Annotated in this window: 6 protein-coding genes; 5 read left to right on the top strand and 1 reads right to left on the bottom strand. The window is 43.2% G+C overall.

The annotated features are described in order from the left end of the window. Positions 1–4: 4 nt before the first annotated feature. The 4 genes from ACO067_RS01035 to bglX all read left to right on the top strand — a co-directional run bounded on the left by ACO067_RS01035 (position 5) and on the right by bglX (position 7,884). On the top strand, positions 5–3,109 hold the full coding sequence (locus ACO067_RS01035) for a SusC/RagA family TonB-linked outer membrane protein (protein WP_421869454.1): 3,105 nt from the start codon (positions 5–7) through the stop codon (positions 3,107–3,109). Between the two features lie 28 nt (positions 3,110–3,137). Beyond that, complete coding sequence (locus ACO067_RS01030; RefSeq protein ID WP_421869451.1) at positions 3,138–4,688, top strand: RagB/SusD family nutrient uptake outer membrane protein; 1,551 nt, start codon at positions 3,138–3,140, stop codon at positions 4,686–4,688. A 108-nt stretch (positions 4,689–4,796) separates the two neighbouring features. After that, complete coding sequence (locus ACO067_RS01025; RefSeq protein WP_421869448.1) at positions 4,797–5,627, top strand: glycoside hydrolase family 16 protein; 831 nt, start codon at positions 4,797–4,799, stop codon at positions 5,625–5,627. After that, a complete protein-coding gene (gene bglX, locus ACO067_RS01020; RefSeq protein WP_421869445.1) occupies positions 5,617–7,884 on the top strand; it encodes a beta-glucosidase BglX in 2,268 nt (755 codons plus the stop codon). Before ACO067_RS01025 ends, bglX begins: the two co-directional genes overlap by 11 nt. 6 nt (positions 7,885–7,890) lie before the next feature. Here bglX and ACO067_RS01015 read toward each other — a convergent pair whose 3' ends face one another. Next, complete coding sequence (locus ACO067_RS01015; RefSeq protein ID WP_421869443.1) at positions 7,891–8,553, bottom strand: alpha/beta fold hydrolase; 663 nt, start codon at positions 8,551–8,553, stop codon at positions 7,891–7,893. A 165-nt stretch (positions 8,554–8,718) separates the two neighbouring features. On the opposite strand from ACO067_RS01015, the gene ACO067_RS01010 reads away from it, so the two are divergent. Then, the gene (locus tag ACO067_RS01010) at positions 8,719–19,701 is read left to right on the top strand and encodes a leucine-rich repeat domain-containing protein (RefSeq protein WP_421869440.1); all 10,983 of its coding nucleotides are present in this window, start codon (positions 8,719–8,721) and stop codon (positions 19,699–19,701) included. Positions 19,702–19,884: the final 183 nt, after the last annotated feature.

The following is a 19,884-nucleotide window of genomic DNA, read 5'->3' as shown; positions in this document are numbered from 1 at the left end:
AAAAATGAAAAAGAAATTCACATCTGTGCTGCTCATGCTCTTTTCGATATGGGCTGTTGCACAGCGAACAGTATCAGGCACGGTGACTGACTCAGAAACAGGAGAAACCCTCCCTGGAGTCACCATCTTGCAGAAAGGTACCTCCAATGGTACGATTACCGACATGGATGGAGGTTATACCCTTGCCATACCCGAAGAAGGTGCTACACTGACCTATTCATTCGTGGGATACAAGACGCAAGAAATAGTCGTGTCCAGCCAATCAGAAATCAATGTATCCATGACTCTGGATATTTCAGAACTCAATGAAGTAGTAGTCATCGGATATGGTGTACAGAAGAAAAAAGTTTTAACCGGATCAATTGAGAGTGTGTCTTCGGAAGAGATCACCTCTACGCCTGTAGTTACTGTTGATCAGGCGCTACAGGGTAGGGCTGCCGGTGTTCAGCTACTCAATCAGTCTGGACAGCCAGGTGAGCGACCAAGCATACGTATCAGAGGTATCGGTACAGACGGTAACGCAGATCCACTCATACTTGTAGACGGTATTGCTGTGGCGAGTATAGATAATCTTAACCCTGCTGACATTAAGTCTATGGAGGTGTTAAAAGATGCAGCATCCACTTCTATCTATGGAGCACGTGCTGCCAACGGGGTGATTTTAATAACCACTAAGTCAGGAAACAAAGAAGGTCGGGTGTCGGTCACTTACACCGGATATTATGGAATTCAAAATGCAGCCAAAAAAGTAGACCTACTAGATGCCGATCAATACCAGCAGGTAATGGCTCAGGCTGGTGCGAGAAAGCTGGATGGTTCTGCTATTGACCCCAACCAAATCCCCACCCATAACACGGACTGGCAGGAAGAGCTATTTACCAGCAACTCTCCGATAGAAAGCCATTACATCGGGGTAGAAGGTGGCAATGACAAAACAGCTTTTGCCTCTAGTCTTTCTTACTTCAACCAGGAAGGGATCATCGGTGGGGATAAATCTAAATTTGAAAGATATACTGCCAGACTCAACTCCAGAACGGATGTGAACGACGTATTCAGCTGGGGTAATACCCTGACTTTCACTCACCTGAAAACAAGAGGTGTTACTAGTAATGGATCATTTAATGGCGCCTACAGCAGTGCGCTAAATCTTGATCCGCTCACACCTGTGTTTCAAACCGACCAGGCGCTTCTTGATCAAGCTCCATACTCAGTAGAGCCTGTCGTCACAGATGGTAATGGCAATATTTATGGCATTTCACAGTATGTGGCAGGTGAGGTAGTTAACCCACTAGCAAGACTCGAAATCCAAAATCAGGTGGTTACTAAAGACCAGATTCTAGGTAATGTGTTTGCTCAGGTGGAGCCAATAGAAGGATTGCAGCTGAAAACGACACTGGGAGTAGATGTGAGCTACCTGGATATCCGATCACATCAACCACTTTATTTTCTCACAGGTACCTTCAATAATACTGCAACAACCAGTATGAGTCATCAGATTCAGAAAAACTCAGTGCTGCAATGGGAAAACACCATTTCCTATGTAAAGGAGATCGGAAACCACCGCTTCAATTTACTTGCTGGTACTACCACTCTCGACAACAACTGGGAGGTACTGGCAGGAGGAGGTCAGGGCATCAATACTGACAACCCTAACCTGATTTATTTGGATCTTACCGTAGATTCCACACAGACCTCTGGAGGTACTGCATCCAGAACTACGAGAGCTTCGTTTTTCTCCAGACTGCTTTATGACTACAATGACCGAGTTTCCTTATCAGTCACTCAGAGAAGAGATGGCTCATCCAACTTCGGGGCCAATAACAAGTTCGCCAACTTCTGGTCTGTAGGTGCCAGTTGGGTAATCAACGAAGAACCTTTCTTTCCAAGATGGAGAGCTCTTAGTTTGCTCAAACTGCGTGCCTCGTGGGGACAAAACGGTAATGACCGAATTGGTACATTCTTGTATGAATCTACGGTTGATTTTAACATAGCTTATAACATGGCTTCAGGAGCGGTCTTAGGTGCCATACCTGCGTTTTTGGAGAATCAGGACATCAAATGGGAAGCTTCAGAGCAGATTGATATAGGAGTGGAGACTGGCTTCTTAGATAACCGCCTGACTGCCACTTTTGATTATTATAAGAAGACCACCAAAGATCTGCTGCAAACGGTTACCAGCGTAGCTTCATTAGGTCAGGATCTTCGTGTGGCCAATGTGGGTGAGATGGAAAACGAAGGATATGAAATCACTTTGGAATGGAGAGAATCCAAAGGAGACTTTGGGTATTCCATTGGAGCAAATGCGACATACAATCAAAATACTATGACCAAAGTAGCTAATGAGGCTGGGTTTATTTCTGGTGCATCATGGGCACTTTCAGGTGAAGTAACCAGAACCATTGAAGGAAGTCCAGTTGTATCATTTTACGGTTACAAGACTGATGGAATCTTCCAGTCCCAAAACGAAGTATTCTCTCATATAAGTAAACAGGGAGATGTCCTTCAGCCAAATGCTAAACCAGGTGATATCCGCTATGTAGATGTAAACGAAGATGGAGTGATATCAGATGCAGACCGTACAATCATCGGAAGCCCACTGCCTGATTGGACACTTGGTTCCAACCTTTCTGCCAACTATAAGGGGTTTGATATGTCAGTCTTGCTTATCGGTCAGCTGGGACTGGATGTCTTCAACGGCATGAATCGACCAGACATACTTACGTCGAACAGACAGAGTTACATTTTGGATCAGTGGACTGAGGACAATCCTAGCCAGACAGTACCAAGGTTGGTGATTAACGATCCAAACAAGAACTACACCAGAGCAACCGATATGATCAATATCGAGAACGGTTCTTACCTGCGCCTTAAAAACATTCAGTTAGGCTACAGAATCCCTGGAGACTTACTGGATCGAATAAAGGCTAGCAATTGGAGAGTTTATATTTCGGCTGAGAATCTTTGGACGCTCACGGGATACAGCGGTGCTGATCCAGAGGTGGGTTCTACTGTAAGCAATGGAAATATCAATATTAGAGATACGGGAATTGACAGAGGGATATATCCTCAAGCTCGGACATTCCGAATAGGTACTTCCATTACATTTTAATATTTGAAAGATGCTAATGAATAAAATCATGAAAAAGATATTCACACTATTCCTTTCAATACTCATCTTGTCTTCTTGCTCTGAAGATTACTTAACATTGGAGCCCCAGGCTACCTTGTTTTCTAGTAATTACTTCAGTACCGTCGATGAGGTGGAGCAAGCGTTAATTGCCTCGTATGATGTGCTGGGACACCAAAAGGGAACCGGGCTGGCCTGGTCACCAACCCTGGTGATGTCCGAAATTCTATCTGATGATGCTTATGCCGGAGGCCAGGATGCTGGAGATGGTGCGGAGGAAGATGAATTCAATCGATTCAGAATTTCTACTGCCAACGATGTAGTCAGGTCCATTTGGAAACGTAATTATTTCGGTGTCTTCCGGGCCAATTTCACCATCGAAAAAGCAGCGGCTTTAGAAGGAGCTGATCCCAACGAAGTAGATCGCCTGATTGCCGAAGCTAAGTTTTTGAGAGCCTGGTTCAACTTTGAATTGGTTCGCTTCTTTGAGAATGTACCTTTATTAACTAGTGTTCCATCGGGTTTGGAAGATGGCAATCGCAAGCAGAGTTCACCAGCCGAGGTGTACAATCAAATAGCTACTGATCTGGTCGATGCACTACCAAGCCTGCCTACACAAATAGGTACAGGTAGAGCGACTAAATGGGCTGCTCAGGCTCTGCTAGCAAGAGTGTATTTATTTGAGAAAGGAGTATACGGAAACGGCATGTCGGCAGGTAACCAGACTATTGATGATGCCTACGTTTTGGCTCAGCTGGAGGATCTGATTGCCAATAGTGGACATGATTTGTTACCAAATTATGATGAGCTATTTCTGGCCGCCAATGAGTTTAGTATCGAGAGTGTTTTCGAAATTTCATACGCTGGAGAGCCAGTCGGTGGAGACTGGGGATCAGAGCAATATGTGGAAGGCAATCTGGCGGCACAGATGATGGGACCAAGAGTGACCGGCGGTAGCACTTTCTACAGAGGTTGGGCTTTTGCTATCGTGTCAAATAAGCTGTATCAAGACCTGCAAGGGGATCCAAGACTAGACGCCACCATCATCACTCAGCCACAGTTGCTGGCCGAAAGTGGCGTAACGCTGAATACGGGTTCTTATCAGCATACCGGCTATTACAACAACAAGTACACGACACGTTTGGTAGATCGAGGGACTGTGGGAACTCCCGAACTACACAATATGAGCAATTACAGAGCTATTCGATATGCCGATGTGCTGCTGATGGCTGCTGAGCTAAGTCAGAGTGTGAGTTACCTCAATGAGGTCCGCAATCGAGTTGGCTTATCCGCATTGGGTAGTTACTCTGAGAATGCACTGTTTCAAGAGCGAAGAAGAGAGCTGGCAGGTGAAGGACTGAGGTATTTCGACCTTCTGAGAAGAGGTGTCACAGTTGCACAACAAGAACTAAGCATTACCAATGATATTGGTTCATATTACACTGGTGATCCTTCAGTATACGAGGTGACTTTCGATGCTGACACGAGAGGATTTTTACCGATTCCCCAAGTAGAAATAGACCTTTCAAATGGTGTATTGAAGCAAAATGATGGATATTGATTTGGTTTCGCACTTTAAAACAGCATCTATTTCTATAGATATATTGATGATTGGATCTCGGGATTTGGGTAGGTTCCTAACTCTCGAGATCAAAATGAAAATAGTATAATGAAGCAGAAATTACTCCTGGTAGTGATAGGTGTGGTGTGCCTGTGTGTGCAGTGTGCAGATACCCCCAGCTCCAGTACCACCGCCGATGTTGAGCAGGTTTTGGTTTGGTCTGATGACTTCAACGGAAACGAGCTAGATCAAAGTAAATGGACCGCAATTGTCAGTGATGGTTGTCCTGGAAATTGTGGCTTTGGAAACAACGAACTACAGTATTACCTTGATGACCATAAGAACCTTTCAGTAAGTGATGGTTCGTTGAAAATCACTGCATTAAAAGATGGTTTTGACTCGAAAGATTATACGAGTGCCAAATTGATTTCCAAAGCAAAAGGTGATTGGCAGTATGGAAGAATTGAGGTTAGGGCTAAGCTTCCACAGGGAAAGGGCACCTGGCCGGCGATTTGGATGTTGCCAACGCTGGACCGCCAAATGAAATGGCCAAGAGATGGTGAGATCGACATTATGGAGCATGTTGGCTATAATCAAGGGATGATTTATGGCACCATTCATACAGAGAAATACAACCACGTCATTGGAACTCAAAAGTCTGACAGTATCTATCTCGATGATGCCAGTGATATCTTTCACGAGTACGAACTTGCCTGGGACCAGAACAAAATGGTTTGGTCAGTAGACGGTAAAGAGTACCTCGCACTAGAGAAAAACAATGAAGACTATGAAGGCTGGCCTTTTGACCAACCTTTCCACCTCATTCTCAATCTGGCCGTAGGCGGCAATTGGGGTGGCAAGTATGGCGTGGATGACTCTATCTGGCCTCAAACAATGGAAATTGATTACGTAAAAGTTTATCAAAATAATGAAATATAGACTCTTGGTAGGTGCGCTGATGATTACGTCAGCACTTAGTTCTCAGCAACTGAAAACTGCTCAGATCACTCAAAAAGTAGATAGTCTTCTGTCGTTGATGACTTTGGCAGAGAAGGTAGGACAAACGAACATGTACAATGGGACCTGGGAGTTTACCGGTCCGGTGCCCAAGGACGGTAATAATCAACTGAAAGCAGACAACATTAGCAACGGCTATGTAGGAGGCATGCTCAATGTATTGACTGCTGACGGGACTAGAGAAGCCCAGAAAATGGCCGTTGAGAATAGCCGGTTGGGTATTCCCCTGATATTTGGATATGATGTCATCCATGGCTATAAAACCATGCTGCCAGTACCAATTGGTCAGTCATCATCCTGGGATTATGAAGGGGTGAGGCAAGGTGCCGCCTTGGCGGCAAGAGAAACTGCTGCAAGTGGCGTACACTGGACATTCTCACCGATGATTGATGTGAGTCATGATGCGCGCTGGGGCCGTATCATGGAAGGGGCTGGTGAAGACCCATACCTTAGTTCAGTAATGGCTAGAGCATGGATCAAGGGCTATCAGGGAGATGACCTATCAGACCCTACCACTATAGCAGCCTGTGCCAAACACTTTGCAGGATATGCTTTTGCGGAAGCGGGTAGAGACTATAACACAGCAGATGTGTCTCGACAAACTTTGTACAATGTCATTTTGCCTCCTTTCAAAGCAGCGGTGGAGGCAGGTGCAGCTACATTTATGAACGCATTTAATGATGTAGGTGGAGTGCCGGCAACAGCCGATAGCTACCTTCAGCGAGATATTTTGAAAGGAAAATGGGGATTTGACGGCTTTATGGTTTCCGATTGGGGGTCTATCGGGGAGCTGTTGACTCATGGTGTCGCCAGGGATTCTGCTCATGCGGGTTTATTGGCTTTTAGCGCAGGTAGTGATATGGATATGGAGGCTCGTATTTATGAATATTACCTGCAGGGACTGGTAGAGAAAGGAGCTATTGACGAGGCGCTACTCGATGACGCTGTACGTAGAATACTGACCATAAAGTATCAATTGGGATTATTTGATGACCCATACCGATACAGTGATACGTCTCGCGAGAAGAATGAAGTGTACAATGATCAGACAAAAGCCATTGCAAGAGATGTGGCCAGGAAATCCATGGTATTGCTGAAAAATCAGGGAGATTTGCTTCCACTAGACCCAAACGTTAAATCCATTGCCGTGATTGGGCAACTGGCTGGTAGCAAAGACATACCTCTGGGCAACTGGCGAGCCCAAGCAGTGCCTAATAGCGCCGTATCACTGGAGGAGGGTATCCGCAATGCCGTATCTAGAAAAACCAAGGTGACATTTGCACAGGGATATACCATTACTGAAGGGAGAAGAGATTTTGTACATGAATTGAAATGGGCAAATGATACAGGAGAGGGATTTGCCGAAGCAATAGAAGTGGCCAAATCTGCTGAAGTGGTAGTGATGGCTGTAGGAGAAGATTGCTATCAAACCGGAGAAGGTAGAAGTCAGTCAGACATCAGGCTGGTTGGCAGGCAATTGGAGCTTTTTCAAGAAATCACAAAAGTAAATTCGAATGTAGTGGTGGTGTTGATGAATGGACGACCACTGGCTATTCCAGAACTGGCCGAACAAGCGCCAGCTATCCTGGAAACATGGTTTGCCGGCTCAGAAGCTGGAAATGCTACAGCTGATGTTTTGTTTGGCAAGTACAATCCTTCTGGTAAATTGCCAGTTACATTCCCTCATAATGTAGGACAAGAACCACTCCATTATGATAGGAAAAATACCGGAAGGCCTGTGACTAATGCATTTGACAATGGGTTGGTCTTTTGGTCACATTATACCGACGTTCCTAACGAAGGAGTCTTCCCATTTGGTCATGGGCTTAGCTACGCATCATTTAGCTACTCAGATTTAATGCTCAAGACGAGTAGAGGTGTAGTGGAGGTGAGCGTGAACGTCACCAATACGTCAGAAATAACAGGGAAGGAGACCGTGCAGGTTTATATTCGCGACAGAGTAGCAAGTCTCGCCCAACCGATCAAAAAACTGGTAGACTTCAAACAGCTATCGCTCAAACCAGGAGAATCTCGTGAGGTAACATTCACTTTGAACGGAGAAGACTTGGGCTTTTATGATAATACCAATGAATTCATTGTGGAAGATGGCCTCTTTGACATCATGGTAGGAACCAGTTCCGAATCTTATTTAAAGCAATCTACTGACCTAACCTTTTAAGTAGATTTAGAGCTGGTCTAAAGCCCATCTATCGATGGTCAAGGCCAGCTCTTCCATTATCTGCATTTCACTTTTTCCATACTTTTTTGCGGCTTTAAAGCTATGATCAGCATGTTCTATGGTTTTAAGCGTGGCATTTTTTTGTTGATCTATTACGCCTTCTATGAGGTCAAGTTGCGCCAGTTTATCATTGGTTCCTTGGAGAAATAGCTGTGGTATGCTGATGGAGGTTAGATGATCTGCCCGTTTAGTGCCTGGTTTTCCGGGTGCATGGAGAGGAAAGCCCAAGTAGAAAAGCCCTGCTATTTGATTTTGATATTCTTGTTGGGCCAGCCAATGCGAGGACATTCTGCCTCCATACGATTTACCTCCCAGGATAATGGGCTGATCAGGAAACAGGCCTCTTACCTGATGGTATACCTCGTCAATATCACCAATTGATTGTTTGCTGGAAGAAGGAAATTTTCTTCCTTCTTTAAGATAACTAAAATTAAAGCGAATCACGGCTGCACTTTGCTTGCTCAATAGCTCGGCCATGCGATTCATAAATGGGTGATCCATTCCTGCTCCCGCTCCATGCGATAAAATGGCCAGGTATTTCGGGGTGCCGAAAAGATCAATTAAATACCCCTTTTCTATCAATTGATACAATTCATCAAAATTCTTCATTCGTCGAATAATTTAGTTGTTTTATCTGCATCACTTTATATAAGTGTCTGTTTATCAGTTGGTTGTTTTTTGACTGATTTCGGTTGTCCAATACCTATTTTAGGGTATTGCAATTGATAGCAGCTACATATAACTTGTATGCCTGTTATCACGCCAACTTAATTCATGAAAAAGTTTACAACCAACCTCATCGCATTTGTTCTTGTTTGTACAGGAATTATAGTGCAAGCTCAAGAATTGAAAAAGTCAAGTGCTGTGGACTCAGTTGAGATCCAGCAAAGACGCACACCACAACAAACATCTCTAACTGAACCGAGTATTAAAAGCACATCGGTTGATTTGTCCAAAAGAACGGATGGTCAATTGGTGGAGGCTACGAGCGGTACGGCTAATTATGAAAAGGCACATGTACCAGAGCACCGGATGAACTTCCAGCAGATGGTGGACGCTTTCATGTCAAGACAAAAGGGAGGGTTGCCATCCCAAAGTTCCATGCGGACAGCCGCTAAGGCTCAGTTCGCTCCTGAGATTAAAGAACCTCAGAAGCAGGAACACTCATATGAAGAAGTGGATGATGTGAAGGAGTTAAAATTGCGACTTCACGAGCAAAACAAAGCAATGCAAGAAAGAGCCATTGCGAATAGAGCGGCCAGCAGACGTCCAATTGAAATGGGAGATCAAAAGGGACTGAACACGGACGTTGAAAAGAAACCTTTGGATAAAACACATGAGTCATCTTACCAGCTGGAAGAAGCAGACCGTACCACCATTGACTATTTGGCCATACAACGTTTGAAGTCAAAGGCAAACTCACAATCCATGGAAGAGCTTACAGCTGATGAGCAGAGACTGTTGAGTTTATCACCTTTGAAAACTAAAAAGTTTACAATTAATAGTGCCTCCAAAATGGCCAAGGCTCCAGATGAAGGTATTTCATTTATTCCTGGTCTGTCCAGTCATCTTACTACAGTGTCTACAGACTCCATGGCTTTGGTGGCTATTTATGATGCCTTAGGTGGTGATTTCTGGTTTGATAATTCTGGGTGGAAAATAGATGACGTGGAGAACTGGGTAGGTGTGGAAACACGTGCCTATGAAGTGGAAATAGGCCTTGACAGTATGGGTGCTCCTGTTTATGATACTTTAAACTTTGTAGTAGGTCTTAATCTACAGAACAATAACCTAAATGGAACAATACCTTTCGAAATTGGAGATCTTGATTCATTGGAATATATCGAGTTCAATGATAACTACATCACTGGTTCTATTCCATCTGAAATAGGCAACCTAACTAAACTAAACAGTTTGTCCTTAGGAGCAAACTTTATCGATTTCGTTCCCGATGAAATCGGTTTTCTAACCAATTTGACCAATCTGTCTCTTTGGAACTCCGAATATGACGACAGTGATATTTTTGTGACCGATGGTATAACTAGCCTTCCCGAAGGTATAGGTGCTCTAACCAACCTTACGTCTCTTGATTTAGGTGGAAATGCACTAACAACTTTGCCCGATACTATTGGTGCTTTGGTCAATTTGGAATATTTGTATCTATGGGGCAATGATCTAACTAGTCTTCCTGCCTCAATTGGTAATTTCAGCACACTATTTGGTCTCTATCTGGGAGGTAATCAACTAACAACTCTGCCTACCGAAATAGGTGACTTGACTAGTATGTATGACCTGTATGTGGATTACAACCAACTCACATCTATTCCAGCATCAATTGGTAACTGTACCAATTTGTCGTTCTTGCTAATAGCGGGGAACCAGCTGTCAGATTTGCCAAATGAGTTGTCTGGACTATCCAATTTGTATTCTCTGGACATGCAGAATAACCTGTTTTCTACATTGCCGACGGGTGTTGCCGGACTCACCGGATTGTATGAGTTGAATGCCCCTGAGAACAATATCATTTCGCTTCCAGACATGTCGTCCATGACCAACCTACGGGTTGCTAGGTTTTGGGGCAATAGCATAGCTAATGACTTTTCGGTCTTTACGGTTTTGGATTCCATTGAGATTCTGGATTTGTATAACAACCAGATTACAGGGACACTGACAGGTATTGGGAATCTCACCAAACTGCGAGAACTGTATATGGGTGAAAACTTCGTGACAGGAGAGGTGCCAGCTGAGATTTCCAATTGTACAGAACTTTGGAATCTGGCAATTGAGAACAATGAGCTTTCAGGAATGTCTGGAGAGTTGTTTGAATTGACCACTATTCAAAACATCAATTTGAGGGATAACCTGATCACAACTTTCCCTGCTACTGCAGGCTCTTCATCCTTGTTTTACATAGGGTTGGAATTCAACAGGATTACATCCATTCCTGCTTCAATTGGCACCTTTCCGAATCTACAAGTCTTAAGATTGGATGGTAACAACATTACTGGAACAATTCCTGTAGAGTTGGCAAATGACACCTCTCTAATAGAACTTTACTTACAAGAAAACCAGATTACTGGAGCCATCCCTGCTGAACTTGGCTCTGTTACCTCCCTCGTCTATATTAATGTAAGTGTCAATGAGTTAAACGAACCCCTTCCATCAGAACTTGGTAACCTATCCAATTTGTACCTACTGGCTGTTGATGAAAACCAGATCCCAGGAGATATCCCTACCAGTTTCAGCAATCTTTCGTCACTTGGAGCTTTATTTATTCAGCGTAACCAGTTAGAAAACCTACCGGATTTGAGTGGCTTGTCGTCCTTGGGTGAAGTTTACGGATTTGATAACTACTTTGAGTTTGATGACATAGAGCCTTTACTTCAAACACCGGCATACACCTTGGATTTCTATCCACAGTATACTCCAGATGCCGAGTTAGGTATTTATAATCTTGGAGAACCTGTCACACTCGACGCTACAGTAGGAGGAGCAGCCAATACGTACCAGTGGTATTTCAATGGTAACTATCTGGATGGAAAAAATGATCCGCAACTTACCATAGCCAATTTGCAATTGGACTCAACAGGAACCTACTGGTGTCTGATTGGTAACGACTCTGTAAATGCCGTTACCTTTTTGGAATTGGAGAGTGGTGACAAATCTGTTTGGACAATTGCCCCAGCTGATGAGTCGGATTCATTGGCTTTGGTAGATATTTACAAAGCCACAAGAGGTCAATATTGGAATCATGCAGGTAATTGGATGAATGCTCCACTGGTAATGTGGGAAGGTGTTATTCTTAATGGAGCTGGTAGAGTGACCAGACTAGACCTGTATGATCAAAATATGGATGGTGGTTTACCTCCATCTATTGGTGATCTGGATGCTCTGGAGTGGCTTGCCATCTGGGGAAATCCCGGATTGAGATACTTGCCAGGTGAGTTGTACGGCTTATCCAACCTGCACTATCTGGATATGGATGGAATTGGTATAGATGAACTGTCCCCAGCTATCGGGCTGCTTACCAACCTGGATACCCTCTGGTTAGGTGGAAATAGTTTTTCTGAATTACCAGACGAGTTGTATAACCTGACCAACCTTAAGTTACTCGGAATATACAATCTGCAACTTTTCGAGGTGCCACAGCGAGTAACCGAGTTGACCAACCTGGAGCTACTTTATTTACAAAATAATGCCAATATGGTTGGTGAATTACCTTCTAATATTGGGGATTTGACCAATCTTACATACTTATCGCTGGCCAATAACCCAGGAGTAACTGGAGCATTACCATCATCCATTTCCAATTTGACTAATCTGGAATTTCTTTTTCTGGACAACTCCAGATTTACCAGTGGCTATGAACATGTAGGTTCATTGACTGGATTGAAAAGGCTTTCTGTAATCCGCGTGCCAGCAATGGATGGTGGCTTACCTGATAGCTATGCTAACCTTACAAATCTAGAAAATTTTGTAGCTGGTTTTTCTGACTTCTCATCAGGTTTCCCTACTGAGATTTTGAGCATGACCAGTTTGAAAGTACTGCAAATACCTGAAGCCAATTTAACAGGAGCCGTGCCGGCCGGACTCGGTAATATGGACAGTCTTTATTACCTCAATTTGAGAAACAATGACCTTACCGGAGCTCTTCCAAGTGAGCTCAACCAGCATCTGCAATACATTTACCTACAAGAGAATGAGTTGACAGATATCTCAGCGTTGGCACTAGATACTGCAATTATTGATCTGGCGCTGCAAGGCAATAGACTTGACTTTCAGGATTTATTGCCATTCGAAATGTATTTTGAAGAAATTAATCTTGGCCAAAGACCAGGATTCTATGATGTCTCCTACATGAAGCCTACCAACCAGGATGTAGAGAATGTAATTCTCGGAGTAGGGGATGATTACACCATGAGTATGGATATTGACACGGATACCTTGACCTATATTGATTGGTACTTGTGGGGAAGCTATGTAGGCTCTGGTGATTCATACACCATTGCTAATGCATTGAACCCTGATAATGATGGAGATTATATTGGCTATTCTTATCATGATGTAATAAGTAACCTTACAGGCTTGCAAATTGAGACTGGTATTTTCAGTGTAAATGTGGTGGAACCAGTCAATATAGCTGACTCATCGGCTTTAGTGACCCTCTACGCTCAAATACAACTTCCATCAGGTGTGGATCTCAACTGGTTTGAAGGTCCGGTTGAGACATGGGATGGAGTATTTGCTTATGGCGGAAATGTGGTAGGACTGAGCGTCAATGAGGTTTATGCCGAAACATTCCCTGACCTTTCAGCCCTGACAAATCTGGAAATGCTGGATGTTTATAATTCCAATTTCAATGGTTCTAGTCTTCCGGCTTCATTGTTCTCTTTAAGCAATTTATTTTCTATCAACATCTTGCAAAGTAATGTAGGAGGGCCTATTCCTTCTGAAATTGGCAATGCTACTTCATTGGGGTATTTGGATCTGAGTGGCAACTTTCTGACAGGAGATATTCCATCTTCATTGTCCAATTTGACCAATCTTTATTATTTAAATCTTAGTACCAACAGACTAACTGGTAGTATTCCTTCAGGGTTTGTTACAGGTCAATTCTCAAGCTTCTATGTAGATCGAAACTACTTAACAGGTTTGGCGAGTGATTTGGATTCAGCGGTTTACTATGCCAATGTCAATGTCAGTTACAATAACTTCGATTTTGCAGCACTAAGTGATGGAATAGGAAATATCGGTGGATTTAATGTATCGCTTTATCCCCAGGGAACTTCTCGTGAAATTACCTTTAGTGGTGATCCTACGGTAGGTGGTGAAGTGACACTCAGTGCCGAAAGACAAGATCCGGCAGATGAGTTTTACTGGTACAGATCAGATAAAAATAATGCTGAGCCTTATTTTTTTGAAATTGGATACACGGGTAACGATTCCAGCTACACATTCACCATCAATGAGGATTATGACGTGACCAAGTACATGGCCATGGTCGTTAATCCGAATTATCAATATGGAGAAGCACCTTTCTTAACGAAGCAAATAGCTGTGGATAGCTATGATAAAAGGTATGCTACTAGTCAACAGTCTCCCGCATTTGACGATCCTGGAACACTAGGATTTGATCCCAATGGACCAGTGGGTATGCCTGATAACCCACCACAGACAATGGATGGTTCATATGGTTACAGTGGCGCAGAGTGGTACTATTATGATAAATGGTGGCACAATGCCAATGAGCCAGATTTTGATACGTTAAAAATGTTTTATGCGACAGATCCTATAGCGATTAACTATATAAGGTTACATTCACCAGGAGCAGAGCTGAATATAGGCAACATGATCATACATGGTACTGGAGGTGAGGAGATCATTGTACCAGTCAACAGAGAGATCTATAATTATGAGAATCAGATTACTTTCCCAAAAACTCCATTTGCTGTGGATCAAGTGGACTTTGTGGTCTCTAATGGTTCAGTAGACGCGATCGAAATAGGAGATACTGGAAGCGATGAGTTAGGTGCTCCATTTATCAATTCACCATATGCTGGGGGACCAAATACTATTTGGATTGATGTTCAATACGATGGATTCGCTAATTCATTTGTCATCGAACGAAGCACTGATGGAGTAAACTTTGAAGTACAGGATACTATTTACTTCAGGGGTTGGTACTCCAATCCAGTTACAGAGCCTGGTAATTACTATTATCGAGCCAAGGCACTGCTATCTGCTTTTGGAGAAGGATTAGAATCTAACTATTCTGATATAATATTTACTGGAAGCTGTGAGCCTACTATTCCTGTTGGTCAAAGCTGGGCAGGTACATATGAGATTTTAGATGGACCGGATGCCGGTTTGACTGGTGGAAGAGAAGTACAGGTGGACCAAATAAGTTATAATTTATTCAACATCTCTGATGTGTTAGCAGGATACTACCAGGATGTATTCGGTGAGTTTGTTGCACCTCGTGAATTCTTGCAGGTATGCGATTCTATAATTCCTAAATATGGATTTAACGCTGAAATATTAGGAATGGAATACACCAATGATACCTTATATGTGGAATTCTCAGAGCTGTTATATGGAGCTACAGGTTTGTCCAAATTCTGGCCAACAAGTTCTACCATTAATTTTGATCTTCAAAACCCAGAGTACTTGACGGCTAGTTTACTTAGCAGTGATAGTATCATGTTGACCTGGGAGTACTATGGATCTGGAGACCCGTCGTTCATTCTTCAGCAATCAGTTGGTAACCCGACGAGCTATACCACATTGGACACCATATCTGGTGCATATAGATATACCATTGAAAACACACTTGATGGTCAGCGGTATTACTACAGAGTAATAGCAATGGAGTCTGATTCACGGTCTTTCCCGTCTAACGAACCTAATCTAATCCATAAATCACCATTGTTTGATCCGCTATACAATAGAATCACCAGTGATATCACCAGAACAAGTTATGGAGGTGCATGGGGTGATTATGATCGAGACGGTGATGATGATCTTTATGTATCCAATGCTTTTGATTTAGCGGCCAATTTCATGTACGAAAATAATGGTGATGGTACTTTCAAGAAGATCGTTGGTACTATTGCCACCACTGAAATTGGATTTAACAGAACAGCGGCATGGGGTGACTATGATAACGACGGTTTCTTAGACTTGTATGTGCCTGGAAGCAGGGACTTTGGAGACAGAGTCTATCGAAATACGGGTAGTAGAAGTTTTGAGATTACGAATACACAAGTTTCTGAGGAGTTTCACTTCTGGAGTCCATCAGAAGCCGGAGTCTGGGTGGATGTAAACAATGATGGATTCCTTGATTTGGCTAAGTCAATAGGTACGGTATACCACAACGATGGAGCTGGACAGTTAGTCTTGGCTGACACTTTGTACGTTGATAATACTCCACTCACAGCCTATGAAGCCTATTTCTGGACGATTAGTAACGTGGATATAGACAATGACAATGATCAGGACCTATACATCACCTCTGATGTTCAAAACATGCTATTCATTAATGATGGATCTGGTAACTACACTTACCAGGAAAACAGCTTTTCTAATCCTGGGGTTAGAAGTCGTGGGTATACCTGGTCTGATTTTAACAATGACGGTTGGATCGATTTGATCACCGGAGATCAGTATGATGAAACCCTCGGCTTGTATGTCAACAGAGGAGATGGAACATTTGATTTCATACCTGTTTGGAGTGTCTTGGGAATTGTCTATAATGCCAACTCCACTGACATCAGATTTGGAAGAGGATATACCAGCGGTGATCTAAACAACGATGGTCGTGTGGATTTGATCTGGACTGTAAACGATCGCGCATATCCTGCTATGAATCAGGGCAACCTTAGGTTTAAGATTATCTTCGAGAAGGATCAGGCTTTCCCGATCACCAATAACTTCTCGCATGTATCAATCGCAGATATAGACAATGACGGATTCCAGGATATTTTCTTCCCTAATCAGTCATTTACTGGAGGCAATTACATCTATCGAAACAATGCCAATAGCAACAACTGGCTTACTGTCAGGCTAAAAGGAATTCAATCTAACTCTTATGGTATTGGATCTAAGGTTGGGGTCAAGTCTAACGGAAAGTGGCAGTACCAACTGATCACCACACAGAATGGTATCAGTAGTGGTAACAGCTTAGCTGCAGAGTTTGGACTAGGCAGTGCGATTACCGCGGATAGTGTGATGGTGCAATGGCCTTCTGGTTTGATTACCTATGACACAGCAAAGGCATCCAACCAGGCGATCAACATGGTGGAAGTGCCACAATCGTCCGGTCCGACCGTAAATGCTACAGATTCACTTGCACTAGTTGCGCTATATGATTCTACAAATGGTGATGGATGGTTACGAAATGAAGGCTGGAGAGAAGGTTCTCCACTGGAGTGGGAAGGAACGTTCTTTACGCCAAATGGTCGATTGATCTCTGTGGTATTGAATGACAACAACCTGACTGGAGTTATACCTCCGGCAATTGCCACACTGGATACGCTCCAGATTCTCGATCTGAGTAACAACAACCTGACAGGAAAGATACCAGAGCAACTTGGTAACATTAGTACGTTAATCAACTTGTCGCTGAATGATAACCAGTTGGAGGGTACCATTCCGGCTTCAGTCGGATCACTCAGTCGCCTGGAGAATCTTGATTTGTACAATAACGCTTTTATTGGAGAGCTTCCGGCTACTCTGGGAGGCCTTACGAATCTGAAGCAGTTTGAGATTTACAACAATGGTTTTAATGGATTCGTACCGGCAGAAATCGGAACGCTCTCTAACCTTCAGATCTTGCGTCTTGATCAAAATGATTTTGAAGGACCTCTTCCTGCTGGTCTGGGGGCTATGAGTAGTTTAAGAATCCTGGCAATCAATGACAACCATTTGACTGAAGGTATTCCTGCAGAGCTCAGTCAGTTATCGGAATTGCTAGAATTAAGAGCTCACAACAACGAATTCAATGGCGAACTTCCGACTGAATTAGCCGATCTGACAGGAATTGAGGTTATTGATATCAGCAACAACATGCTGACAGGATCTCTTGCACCATTTGCCAATCTGGATTCCATGCGCTACATCAATGCCTCAGGAAACAGATTTGTAGACCTGACTGACTTCAGCGGAAACACTGCTGACTCTATCATAGTCACCAACAACTCGCTTGACTTTGGGGACTTTGAACTGAACAATGCGTTGATTGATGCAGAGAGACTTTTTATTACTCCTCAGGATTCATTATTTGAACGTGTAGATAGTTTACATGCAGCTGCCGTTCCTCTGGAGATCTACTTTGAAGTTGGAGGATCATTTAATTCCTATTTGTGGACATTTAATGGCGATACATTGGAATCTTCTTCAGGGGTTGATGTTTTTGATAATCAGGTTATTATAAATAGTCCTGATTCACAACACGAAGGTGACTATGTGCTGACGATTACCAACTCCAACTACCCGGGAACCGTAATTGCCACATATCCTTTCAACCTTAAAATTGAATCCCTGGAAAGAGATAAAAGGGCATTATTGGCATTCTTAGCAGCCACCAATGGAGGAGAGTTTCCTTACAATCCGTCGGGTTGGTCAGCCGATGCTGAGCTTGTTGATGGAACTGACACCTGGGAAGGGGTAACTGTAGCTGGTGGTCGTGTGACGGAACTTATCCTGCCTGCGGTAATCGATACAGACCTGACAGATGGAAATCAGAGTAGAATACTTGACGGGCAAGTACCATTATCATTTGCTGATCTTAGTGGATTGGTGACTGTTAATTTAAAGGATAACTACCTAAGAGCATTCCCGAATGTTTCTCAGTGGCAGGAGATCGATACCATTGACATCAGTAATAATAGATTGGCCTTTAAAGACATTATACCAAATGTGAAAATGCCAATAAACTATGCTCCACAGAGACGCTATGACATTACGAAGTATGATACGATTGCTGCAGGTAACAACTATATTGTTAGCATCAATATGAGTGGTACAGGACTCCAGTATCAGTGGCAGTTTGGACCGTTTGTTCCTGGGCAGCCATTCAATAATAATGTGTCACCTATTCAAGGTGCAAACTCAAGGGTTTACACAGTGGAAGCAGTGAATTATGCCAAAATGGGAACATATCGTGTGGATATCACTCACCCTTTGGTGCCAAACCTGACGATCACTAGTAGAAACCGCAACCTGATGGCGAAAACAGATGTATTCGGAACCGTCTTCGCGGACGACCAGGGTACACTGCTTACAGATGGTGAGGTGATTACCTACAGAATCAGGCCAGGAGCTCCATTTGTTCCAGAGGATACGGTGAATCTCGACGGTGGTGGCGTTTATCAATTCAAAGATGTTATTTTGGGAGATTTCGTTGTACTTGTTGCTCCTGATCGAACAGTTTATCCGCTAAGTGAAGAACCAGGATCTTCCAATGTGATTAAAACCTACTATGAGCAAGCGGAAACCGATACTGCAGCCACGACACTTGAAGTACGTGAACGTGTCACTGGAATAGATATTCAAATGCTCTTCTACAATGTAGCTGATGTGGCTACTAATGGTGCGACATTTAACGGTTTGGTTGAGTCCGACTTCAAGGAAGATTCTGTGGTTGATGAAGAAAACAGCAACGGCAGAATTAGCGCCAGACGTAAAGTAAAACGAGCGGCTTGTTCTATTCGAAGGTTCGTGCCTAAAGGAAGAAACGGTCAGGACGAAGAAGGTACCTATGAACTGTATGCTTATGTAGAGTCCAATGATGAAGGTGAGTTTGTATTCTCCAATATTGAAGAAGGTAAGTATCGACTGAGTATTGAATACCCAGGGGTTCCAATGGATCCAGATTCAGATATATTCTTCGAAGTAGGTGGAGATAAGGAAAACCAGGAATTCCAAATCAAAGCAACTATCACTGAGGAAGGGATTACAGTCGAATCCAAAGAGATCCTGTATACCCTCAAGCCATACATCAAGGATGTGCAGCTATATCCTAACCCAACTATGGGTAAAATGACTGCTGACTTCCTCGTGTATAGAAAACTCAAAGACCTAAAGCTAGAAGTGATGGATTCCAGAGGAGTGTTCTTGTTTGAAAAAGAGTTGAGTCCAAGACTAGGAACTCAAAGGGTGCAGGTGGATCTTACGGACTATCGTTCGGGAGTATACTTCCTGACTTTCACCGATGATTCTGGAACCTTCAGGCAACAGATTAAAATAAGTAAGCAATAGAACTTATTGTCTTTAGATTGCAAAAATGCCCGATTAAACGATCGGGCATTTTTTTGTTTCCACAAAAGCTAAATTGGCATCTACAAAGCTTAGTCGGCAATTGGTAAAATACCTAAATCGAGCGATGGCAACTCCTGTCTGCATGGTCTAACTTTCGGGTTGATATTTATTCATAAAAATCCG

This window comes from Marinoscillum sp. (genome assembly GCF_965229915.1).
Classification (GTDB): domain Bacteria; phylum Bacteroidota; class Bacteroidia; order Cytophagales; family Cyclobacteriaceae; genus Marinoscillum.
Note: the sequence above shows the minus strand (reverse complement) of the source record. Positions and strands in the feature narration are given on the sequence as shown.

Excerpts from the sequence above, each read along its gene's own strand:
- ACO067_RS01010 (WP_421869440.1), top strand. The coding sequence starts at position 8,719 with ATGAAAAAGTTTACAACCAACCTCATCGCATTTGTTCTTGTTTGTACA.
- ACO067_RS01025 (WP_421869448.1), top strand. The coding sequence starts at position 4,797 with ATGAAGCAGAAATTACTCCTGGTAGTGATAGGTGTGGTGTGCCTGTGT.
- ACO067_RS01035 (WP_421869454.1), top strand. The coding sequence starts at position 5 with ATGAAAAAGAAATTCACATCTGTGCTGCTCATGCTCTTTTCGATATGG.
- bglX (WP_421869445.1), top strand. The coding sequence starts at position 5,617 with ATGAAATATAGACTCTTGGTAGGTGCGCTGATGATTACGTCAGCACTT.
- ACO067_RS01015 (WP_421869443.1), bottom strand. The coding sequence starts at position 8,553 with ATGAAGAATTTTGATGAATTGTATCAATTGATAGAAAAGGGGTATTTA.
- ACO067_RS01030 (WP_421869451.1), top strand. The coding sequence starts at position 3,138 with ATGAAAAAGATATTCACACTATTCCTTTCAATACTCATCTTGTCTTCT.